Source organism: bacterium (assembly GCA_040755795.1).
Classification (GTDB): Bacteria; UBA9089; CG2-30-40-21; order CG2-30-40-21; family SBAY01; genus JBFLXS01.
Genome location: JBFLXS010000120.1, coordinates 1 through 10,246 on the forward strand (window position 1 = coordinate 1; position 10,246 = coordinate 10,246).

Genomic DNA, 10,246 nt, shown 5'->3' on the forward strand with positions numbered 1-10,246 from the left:
ACACCCATTTCTCCATCAGCCATCTTGTCCCCCTCCTTTTTCAGTATAGATTGAGTAAAAACCCTTCTCTATATAAATCGGCAAAGGGGAACATTATCTTAAGCTATTTTTCGGATAGGCTCTAAATGGTTCGACCCACACCTCATCTCCTTCTCTAATTTCATTTTGCTCTGGTAAAATCATCATCAAGCAATTAGCCACTAACATGGAAGAAAGTATCCCAGAACCTTGAGGACCGGTTGTGGTTACTTCCCAGCCATCTTTTCCTTGCGAAAGTATCCCCCTTAGAAATTCTGTTCGATTATCCTTTTTAGTCATTTGAAATTTAGCCTTAGCTTTAAACTGGATAATTTTATCATAATCTTTATAACCAGCCATTTTCAAAAGGGCACATCGGACAAATTTAATAAAACTCACCATTACCGAAACAGGATTACCCGGCAAACCCAAAAAGTAACAATTACCAATTTTGCCAAATGAAACAGGTTTTCCTGGTTTTACATTCACCTGATAGAATTCCAGATTACCCAATTCATTTACTACTTCTTTTACTAAATCATACTGGCCTACCGAAACACCACCAGAGGTAATGATAGCATCTGCTTTATTAGTTGCCTGGGCGAATTTCTTCTTTAAAACATCTTTATCATCTTTGATAATGCTTAGATCAATTATTTCTACCCCCAATTGTGTTAGTAATCCAATTAAAGTGTATCGATTGCTATCGTATCTTTTGCCTGATGGTCGTTTTTCTCCAGGCAGAAGGAGTTCATCTCCGGTAGAAGCAATGGCAACCTTTAATTTTCTAAAGGCATTTATAGTTGTATATCCCATTGCGGCTAACATCCCCATTTCTTGTGGTCTAATCCAGGTACCTTTGTCTAATATCAGGTTACCCTGTTTAATATCTTCACCTTGAAATCGGATATTAGCCCATTTTTTAGCGGCTTTTGGGGGAATAGTTACCCACTCACCTTCCTGACCTGTCACTTCTTGAATAACGACTGTATCGGCTCCTTCAGGGAGGGTGGCACCTGTCATAATCCTAACTGCTTGTCCCTCTTCAATCTTTTTATCAAAATATCCTCCTGCGGATAACTCACCAATTACCTTTAATCTTGAAGGGTTTATTTCACTAATATCCTCATATTGAATGGCATAACCATCCATCGCTGAATCATTATAAGATGGAATATCAAAAGGAGCGATTATATCTACGGCAAGAATTCGATTTAATGCTGAGACAATCTTAATTTCCTCAGTTTCTTTAACTGTCACAACAGTTTCCAGTATTTTTGTTTTTGCCTCTTCAAATGAAATCAATTTTAAATACCCTCTGGCAGGCAATTATATCAAAAACTTGAATCTATGTCAATTAAATTTCTTGTAACTGCTGTGATTCAGACACTGGACATCAACCATCAACCATCAACTATCAACCATCAACTATCAACCATACTAATGTGAAGTTTTGGTTAATATTTACTATACTTATCGGCATTTCTAAGTAAAATTTTGAATAATAACTGCTATATAGTCTACTGTCTGAATCACAGATTGCGATTAATCAACTTGACAAATTTAATAAATTCTGTATAATTATCAGTAAGCAAAATTTGTAACCGTTCAGCCACAGAGGCACAGAGTTCACAGAGAATTAGAGAAATTAGCTACATAAGGACACGAATTAACCTGTGACATTCGATAAATGAAGTGCGAACCTTTAGGTTCGCTTTCCTGCTTGCCAGAAGCGAGGCTAAAACCTCGCACTACAAATCTTTTTATTATTCGTGTTCATTCGTAGTTATATATTCCCTCTGTGTTCTCTGTGACTCTGTGGCTATATCTCTGAACGGTTACAGAAAATAAAGTTAAAATTGGAAATTCGAAATTAGAAATTAAGGAAGGAAGTAAAAGCCCAATTTCTAATTTCCAATTTCAACTTTCTGTGAACGCTTACAAATGACATTCGAAAGAAATCATAGGAAACGATAGAAGGAACCGTCCCGAATTTTCAGTGTTTCATCTGTGTCCATCTGTGGCTGAATAGTTTTCTTCTCTGCGTCTCTGTGTCTCTGCGGTGAACGGTTACTTTATAAGGAGGTCAAAGAGAAAATATGGATATTTTTGATGCGTTGATTTTAGGTATAGTTCAAGGAGTAACAGAATTTATTCCGGTGAGCTCCTCGGCTCATCTCGTCATTGTGCCAGAATTACTACAGATTGCAAAACCATCACTTAGTTTTGATACTATGTTACATTTTGGCACATTCCTATCACTGATGTTAATCTACTGGAAGGATATTTTGAAACTTATCCGTGCCTGCGGTGAAATATCAAATGATATTTTTTTTAAAAGGGAATTTAAAAGCGTCCAGAATGACGATTATAAAAGATTAGTTTTTTTAATCATCCTGACTACAATTCCAGCATGCCTGGTGGGGATACTTCTTGAAGATTATGTTGAAGCATTATTCAAAAGCCCTTTAGCGGTAGGATTTTTCCTGTTAGGGACAGGGTTTATATTAGCCATAGGTCAGCGTAATCTAAATGGTAAAAAGGATATTTTAAATATGACCGTCCAGGACGCCTTATTTATTGGTGTCGCCCAGGCATTAGCACTTGCCCCAGGTATTTCCCGTTCCGGGATAACGATTACAGCTGGGTTATATCGTGGGTTAAATAAAGATTTAGCCCCTAATTATGCCTTCTTAATTGCCTTACCGGTCATTTTAGGTGCAACTATTTTACAACTGAAAGATGTAGAAATAGAGAGTTTATATCTCTTTATCATAGGTGTTTTATCTGCCTTTATAAGCGGCTATCTGGCAATTAAGGTGCTTTTGAAGATAGTCAAACAAGGAAAATTAATTATCTTCGCAGGGTATTGTTGGATAATAGGATTGATAATGATTCTTTGGGAAATCTATAAGTGAGAAAAATGGGAAGGTGGGAAAAGGAGCAAGTGGAACAGTCAGCAATTCTCATTATGACAGAAATTGTGTAAAAAAGGGGAAAGGGAGAAAATGGAGAAATGGAGAAAGTGATTAAAATTAGTCACGAATAATCCTAATAATCCTCTGTTTCGTGCTTATTCGTGTCCTATTAGTGGTTATATTTTCTCCTCTTTCTCCCTATTCTCCAATTCTCCTTGTTTACACATTTTCATAATTAGAATTGCTGTGGAACAGTCAAAAGTATTGACAATATGAGAAGTATTGTGGTATAATAATAAGTAATCACCAAAAACAAGGAGAGACAAATTGATTCACTACACCAGTAGTATTAATTACATCGAAATATTATATAAAAGGAAATGGATGATAATTCTTATCTTCCTATTCACCATCATTATGGTCATTATTGGAAATAATCTTCAAAGACCAACCTATCTGTCAATCGTAAAGGTTTTAATAGAAGGACCTAAAGGTGTGGAAGTTCCATTTTCCGAAGAGTTGAGTGAAGTATCACTTGCACGAGGAAGTGATGTCCTGAAGACACAAAGTGAAATAATAAAAAGTAATCCGATAATTGAGGAAACAGTTAGAAGATTAAATTTGGATAAAAGAAGAATAACCCCCACCTTTACTGAAAAATGTATCAATTCTATCAAATCTTCTATCAAAAAGATAATTCCAGCGCATCTTTTACCTGAAAAAGATAGCGGAGAAGGACTTTCGCATTTTCGAATGGTTATAAATAAGGTAAAAGAGAGTGTTCAAATTGTTCCTATTAAAACGACAGATATTATCATGGTCGGAGTTACAGACCATAATGCTAAGATGTCCGCAAAAATTGCCAATACCATAGTTCAGGTTTATATCGACCAATCACTTGATATTAAAAGTAGTGAAGCCAGAAACGCGTATTATTTCATTACAGAACAATTAAAAACTATGGAATCTAAATTAAAAAAGTATGAAGATAACCTTAAGCAATTTAAAGAGCAGGAAGGAATTATGTCTCTACCTACTGAGGTGCAAAGTAAAGTAGCAAGCATCGCAAATTTTGAGGCAGAGTATTATAAATTACAGGCAAATAAAAAGGAATTAAATGAAAATTACAGGAATTTAAAAGAGAAATTTAAACTTCAGGATGAAAAAATAATCTCCTCGACAACTATTAGTGAAAATCCTATCGTTAAAGACCTCAAGGCAGAATTGACATCTTTAGAGATTAAGTTACCAACTTTATTAAAAAAATATGGTAAAACCCATCCAAAGGTTAAAGAAGTAGAATCTGAGATTAAGGAGGTTACCGCAAGAATAAAGAGTGAAGTAGAAAAGGTTATTAGTCAGGAGGTTTCAACATTAAATCCTATTCATGAAAATATAAAAGAAAAAATAATAATGTTTGAAACTGAGATAACTGCTTTAGAGTCAAAAGGAAACGCATTAATTACAACCATCAATGAATATAAATCAAAACTTGAGGGTTTAGCAGAAAAGGAGATGGTCTTAGCCATGCTTACCCGTGAAGTGGAATCCACTGAAAAGATGTATAATATCCTTTTAGAAAAGCAACAAGAATCTATGATTTCTGAGGCAATAAAGATTGGAAATATCAGGATTGTGGAACCTGCATTGGTCCCATTACTACCAATAAAGCCAACCAAAACACGAAATTTACTTATCGGTGCTCTATGCTCAATTATGGTAGGAATTACATTAGCCTTTATACTTGAATACATTAACCATTCTTTTAAAACGCCTGAAGATGCAGAAGGCTATTTAAAACTACCTGTATTAGGACTAATCCCGATGAAAAAGTAAGGAGCTAAAACGAATGAAAAAACACAGAAAAAGTTTTGAAGATTACAAGACAAATATACTTTTTGATTTTGATTTAAGGTCTTCATTTGGAGCGGCTTTTTACAATCTGCTCGGTAAAATATATCTATTGGTAAAAGAAGGCTCATTAAAGACAATATTAATCACCAGTACCTTTGGCGGAGAAGGAAAAACTGTGGTTGCGGCAAATCTGGCTTTAGGTTTTGCCAAAGTGAATGAAATGAAAACAATACTTATAGATAGTGATTTGTATCATCCAACTATACATCATCTATTTAATTTAAACAAAGACCCGGGATTATCTGATGTATTAATCAATAGTTGCCAACTTAATGATGTGGTAACTAAATTAAATATTAAAAATTTATGTGTAATTCCAAGTGGTAAATCATCATCAAGCACATCAATGTTATTAGGCTCAAATAAGATGAATGAAATTATTCAAGTCTTAAAAGGAGCATCCGATATTATTTTATTGGATTCTGCACCTGTCTTATCAAGTAGTGACCCATTAGTTTTATGTCCTTATGTGGATGGTGTAATTCTTGTTGTTGAGGCAGATAAGACTCAACGAGAAATGATACAGCGAGCTCAATTATCAATAGAATCTACTCAAACTAAAATATTAGGTGTGGTATTAAATAAAAAGGAACATATTCTGCCTCAATATGTTTATGAGAAACTTTATCATTATAAGGGGTATTATTATTAATTCGTAAGCGTTACCTAAAAAGTAACTATTCACCGCAGAGACGCACAGACACAGAGAAAAAATTAAAATCTATTGGCTATACGCTTAATTCCATCTCTTAGAACAGAAACATTAAAGTTGATCAATAAACCTATCCTTTTATTCATCATTTTTAGATAGGTTAAAAGTTAAGCTTCGTGAATCGGAAGTAGTTGCTCGACTGCTTTTAATTCTACGATAACTTTTTCTTCAACTAAAAGATCTATCCGGTATCCACAATCTAATTTAAATCCTTTTTTCTCTGTTCCTCTGCGTCTCTGCGGTGAATAGTTACCAAATACTTAAAAGCATTTTAGTACCGTTTTAATGAAATCAGGGATTTACCTATTAAACCTCTTGCTTTAAGTGACATAGGAATATCAGGAATGAAAGGTTTTATCAATCCTTTTACACCCATAATCTCCAGGACACACCAGGGAATATCAAATAATTTAGCCTTTTCTTTATAATCCACGGTTAAATCTATATCGTTATCAGGTGAAATAAAGGTTGTCAGGATATCATTTAATCCATGTCCTGGAGATGAATCATCAATGCAACCATGGTCAGAGGTCAATATTATATAATAGCCCATTTTTAATGCAAAAGGAATAATAATCTTTGATATTTCTTCCATAACCTCCACCGCTTTAACACAGGCGGTGAAATGATTTACTATTAAATGCCCTAACATATCACAGTTTGAAAAATTTACAATTACAAGCTCGAAGTCTTCTCTATATAATTCATTTAAAAGAGTTCCCATAATAGAATACGCCTTCATTTGAGGTGTCTTAAAATAATCGTCATCATTTTTAATATCTAATTCAACTCCGTATGAGGGAATTATTATTCTTGTTTCATGTTCTGGAATTTCAATTTTTTCTCTTTTCCCTCGAATAAAAAAACCAACATGTAAAGCCTTAGTGCTTTCAGCTAACAAGAGATAATTAAATTTAAAATTGAGTTCCTCACTCGCCTTTGCCAGAATAGATAAGTAATTATGTTCAAAAGGTTTTGATGGGAACAAAATTTTTACCCCATACTTATTTTCAAAATCAGGGTGATATTCGGTCAAAGTATAAACCTGTAGTTTTAAATCATCTTTTGTCCAATCAACCTTCCATTGCCTTCCTTTAATCGAAGACTCCCTAACCAAAAATTCCTTCGCCCCAAGGAGTGAAGCTATTTTTGCCCGCTGTCTATCTGCTCTAAAATTAAGGTCTAAAAAATAATCATTTGTTTCTATTTTTCTAATACTTCCATTCTTATCTCTAATAATTATAGGAGGGATATTCGAATCCATATAGCCATTTTTATGTAAATTTTCTATCTCTTTAAGTGCTTCTGAAACATCTTTAACAATAGTCCCTCTCCCTTTTACCATCAATTCATAGTCAGCCTTGCCTTTTATTTCATCATAATCTCTATCCATGCCGATTCCCCGACCTATTATCCAGGTAATAGATTCTGTCGCATTATACTGCGACAATAGTGTTATCAATTTATTCATAAAATTATATTTCCCATTTTCATTTTTAATAGAAGAATATGGTGGTGAATCTCGTCCATCCAGGATTACTTGCATTCTGAGTTTATCAGGGCTAATACCATAATTTTCAAAGAACATTTTAAAGAAGGCTTCTAAGTGATTCCAACAACTATGAACTCGGCCGTCATCTCCTTTTTCTCCTGACAAAAGAAAGGTTAAATTAAGATTCCGTTCATAACCTTTGACCCCATTGAGGCATTCTTGAAGCACCGGATTTTCAAAAAAAGAGCCGTCTTCAATTCCTGCTGTTACTTCAAAAGGTGGCTGAAGCCCAACTATTAAATTACCCAATTGTTGATGACCTGTTTCCGAGCTACCCTGCACCTCAGGAGATAAATCTTCATAACCAATCTCTTTACCAGTTGTTTTTGTAACAATAGAAGGGAATTCATTTCGGAGAGAAAAAATGAATGGAGTATTAGCTGTCCAAATAACATAGTTCTCTTTTTTAGAAATTTCTCCTATTAAATCATCAATAAATTCAGTATAATTCTTTCTCTTATAATTAAACTCGTTTAAAACTTTTTTAAAATTCAGGGCACGGTGTTTATCCAGATGATAATCTAATTTCTTTAGAGAAGGATATTGTGGTGTAGTAATAAATGTCTTTGAAAATATTTGTAAGAATAGAGTTTCCTTATTCCGTTCAATATCTATCTCTTTACCAAATGCCTTGTTTAATCCTTCGATAAACTTTTGCTTTATAACATCAGGTAGTTCTTTCCAGACGGTTTTTAAAATATTCTCTTCCTTTACAGGGTCAAACCCATAACCGTCAAAGATTATCTTTAGGACTTTATGCTTGATTTTTTTTAAACTCATATCGTCGTCTCTCTTTCAAAAAGTATATAGGATAATGATATAAATGTCAATTGAAATTTTGTAGGCAAATGGAAAAATTGGTAACTTATTGGATAGAAATACATAACAAAATGTCAAATCAATATATAATTTGTTTTGTTAGTAATTTGCGGTCGAGAGGAATGGTAGCTAATACTTCCACAATTCGTGAGGATGATTTTCCATCACCATAAGGATTGGTACAATTATTTACTATTTTCTTGAATTCTTTATCAAATAAAGCCTTTTTAATTCCGTCTATAATTTTGTGTTTGTCATAATCAACAAATATAACATTTTCTGCATGCTCTCTACCTTTATTTCTTGTGCCGACATTGACTACCGGAAGTTTAAAGCAAGGGGCTTCGATTATTCCACTACTTGAGTTACCAATTAAAACTGAGGCTATTCTCAATAATCCTAAGTAAAGGGTGTGGTCTATATTTTTATAAATCTGGATATGAGGTAGTTTTCTATATTCTTCTATTTTTTTAATCATCTCGCAAGAGCCTGAATCAGAATTAGGATAGATAATAATTGTCTGATAGTTTAATTTTTTAACCGCAAGTAGTGTCTGGTTTATCTGATTTGCCGAGTCATCTTTTTCCACATTAACCGGATGCTGTAAAACGACTAAGATTGGTTTATTCATAGTAAGATTAAGAAATTTTGCCGTTTGGGATGGGGATGTTGCTTTTTTAGAAAGGATAACATCAATTGCCGGCGAACCAACTTGATAGATTCTAAAGGGTTCTTCTCCTGATTGAATTAGACGGGTTTTACTTTGTGAAGTTGCGGCAAAATGTAAATGAGCAAATTTAGTTATCGCAAACCGTATCGATTCGTCGATATGTCCGCTTGTTGTTTTGTCTCCACCATGGATATGGGCAACCGGGATATTTCTATTTGCCCCGGCTATCGCCCCGGCTAATGCGTCAAATCTATCTCCAAGAACTAACATAAAATCAGGATTAATTCGGTCAATTGCATAAGAAATGCCAATTACTGTCTGTCCGAATGCGACTGAAATATCCTCTTGCTCTGGAATAAATACCTTTTCTGAAATGGTAAATCCGTCTTTTTCTATTTCCTTTACAGTAAGCCCAAATTTTTCCAGAAGATGCATGCCGCAAGCCACAACACAAAGCTCTAATTCCGGATGTTGTTGAATAGCCTGCATCACCGGGGAAAGTAGACCATACTCTGCTCTTGAACCTGTAACAACACAAATCTTTCGCATATTATTTTATTAAGAATCGGTAACCGTTCAGGTAGTCCTTTACCGCAGAGACGCAGAGTAACAGAGAAAACATAGAAATAAATTAGATCACATAAAAGATTATTGATGCAGACATGGAAAGACATCGGACCTGCTTGCCCAATGTTCAGCAGTCAAGCCAGATTTGTTAATCAATTTTAATGTTGCTCTACTCAAGAGCTTGTCCTGATGAAAATCAGGGATGTTAAGCGTCTCGTAAATAGATTTTAATTTTTTTCTCTGCGTCTCTGTGTCTGTGCGGTGAACAGTTACTGATTTTTCTCTCAACTTTCAATTTTTATCCTTACCTGTTCCTTAATTTCTATCTTTTCTTTTTCCGGGTCAATCTCTAATCCAAAACCAGAGATATGAACCTTTTTATGAATTATATCCACTCTATCTGGAGTAATAAAAATTTGTGATTTAGCACGCCAGTTAAGGGTATCACTTCTAAATTCTGTTCCTTCCTCATTCGTTGCTTTAACCTGACCTTTGAGTTCAATATCTCTTGTTTGGGTATCAAGAATGCCATTTTGAGCCTCTACGGTTAAAACAGGTTTGTTATCGGAAAAAAAGATACATTTAATCTGTTCAAGTTTAGTATGTGTTGGCGACATTGCGGCTTTTTTAGCCAATAATTCCCATTGAGACTTACCAGATATTGTCTCGACAAGGTAAAATCCCTTTAAGCCTGATTCTGAGTCAGAAAATTCAGTCGCAGGAATCTTATCTTTTTCTTTTATTTTACCTGTATTTTTAATTAAAAGAAAACTAATAATTCCTATTAAAATTAAAACAAATATAAAAATTTTTAATCTCATTTAATTGATAGGAAATTGCTTTTTGGGTTTTGGGGATAGCTTATTTATTTTTGCACATCCTGAAGGTATTTTAGCAAAGATTTTGTCCTATGTCAACAAAAAATTCGACCTCTCTGGTTAGAATGAACGAGAGCGTTGCGTAGGACTTAAGGCTATATCTATGGTCCCAGGCATTGCTTTACTTCATTTTCTGCCATCTTTTGCTTATTAAATTTGCTCCAGAGGAGCAATCTGTTTGTAGAAAAAAATGCCCAC

Annotated in this window: 8 protein-coding genes and 1 pseudogene; 3 read left to right on the forward strand and 6 right to left on the reverse strand. The window is 34.3% G+C overall.

Going from position 1 to position 10,246, the window contains the following annotated elements; genetic code table 11:
• Positions 1–93 precede the first annotated feature (93 nt).
• Positions 94–1,347 (reverse strand): gephyrin-like molybdotransferase Glp, encoded by a 1,254-nt coding sequence (glp, locus tag AB1414_09270; GenBank protein ID MEW6607630.1) that lies wholly within the window; start codon positions 1,345–1,347, stop codon positions 94–96.
• 770 nt (positions 1,348–2,117) lie between these two features.
• On the opposite strand from glp, the gene AB1414_09275 reads away from it, so the two are divergent.
• The 3 genes from AB1414_09275 (at position 2,118) to AB1414_09285 (ending at position 5,502) form a co-directional block, all read left to right on the forward strand.
• The gene (locus AB1414_09275; GenBank protein MEW6607631.1) at positions 2,118–2,936 is read left to right on the forward strand and encodes an undecaprenyl-diphosphate phosphatase; all 819 of its coding nucleotides are present in this window, start codon (positions 2,118–2,120) and stop codon (positions 2,934–2,936) included.
• Between the two features lie 327 nt (positions 2,937–3,263).
• Positions 3,264–4,772, forward strand: coding sequence for a GumC family protein (locus tag AB1414_09280; protein MEW6607632.1), 1,509 nt, complete (start codon positions 3,264–3,266; stop codon positions 4,770–4,772).
• Positions 4,773–4,785: 13 nt separating this feature from the next.
• Positions 4,786–5,502, forward strand: a complete 717-nt coding sequence (locus tag AB1414_09285) for a CpsD/CapB family tyrosine-protein kinase (protein MEW6607633.1) — start codon at positions 4,786–4,788, stop codon at positions 5,500–5,502.
• A gap of 62 nt (positions 5,503–5,564) precedes the next feature.
• On the opposite strand, the pseudogene AB1414_09290 reads toward AB1414_09285, so the two are convergent.
• The 5 genes and pseudogenes from AB1414_09290 to lptC form a co-directional block, all read right to left on the reverse strand.
• Positions 5,565–5,777: pseudogene (locus AB1414_09290) on the reverse strand (GxxExxY protein).
• Positions 5,778–5,833: 56 nt separating this feature from the next.
• A complete protein-coding gene (locus AB1414_09295; GenBank protein ID MEW6607634.1) occupies positions 5,834–7,894 on the reverse strand; it encodes a hypothetical protein in 2,061 nt (686 codons plus the stop codon).
• Between the two features lie 118 nt (positions 7,895–8,012).
• Positions 8,013–9,152, reverse strand: a complete 1,140-nt coding sequence (neuC, locus tag AB1414_09300; protein ID MEW6607635.1) for a UDP-N-acetylglucosamine 2-epimerase — start codon at positions 9,150–9,152, stop codon at positions 8,013–8,015.
• Between the two features lie 99 nt (positions 9,153–9,251).
• Positions 9,252–9,458 (reverse strand): hypothetical protein, encoded by a 207-nt coding sequence (locus AB1414_09305; protein ID MEW6607636.1) that lies wholly within the window; start codon positions 9,456–9,458, stop codon positions 9,252–9,254.
• A complete protein-coding gene (lptC, locus tag AB1414_09310) occupies positions 9,455–9,991 on the reverse strand; it encodes an LPS export ABC transporter periplasmic protein LptC (protein ID MEW6607637.1) in 537 nt (178 codons plus the stop codon). The genes AB1414_09305 and lptC overlap by 4 nt, the downstream gene beginning before the upstream one ends.
• Between the last annotated feature and the right edge of the window lie 255 nt (positions 9,992–10,246).

Coding starts and splice junctions, on each gene's coding strand:
- AB1414_09275 (MEW6607631.1), top strand. CDS start 2,118: ATGGATATTTTTGATGCGTTGATTTTAGGTATAGTTCAAGGAGTAACA.
- AB1414_09285 (MEW6607633.1), top strand. CDS start 4,786: ATGAAAAAACACAGAAAAAGTTTTGAAGATTACAAGACAAATATACTT.
- AB1414_09295 (MEW6607634.1), bottom strand. CDS start 7,894: ATGAGTTTAAAAAAAATCAAGCATAAAGTCCTAAAGATAATCTTTGAC.
- neuC (MEW6607635.1), bottom strand. CDS start 9,152: ATGCGAAAGATTTGTGTTGTTACAGGTTCAAGAGCAGAGTATGGTCTA.
- lptC (MEW6607637.1), bottom strand. CDS start 9,991: ATGAGATTAAAAATTTTTATATTTGTTTTAATTTTAATAGGAATTATT.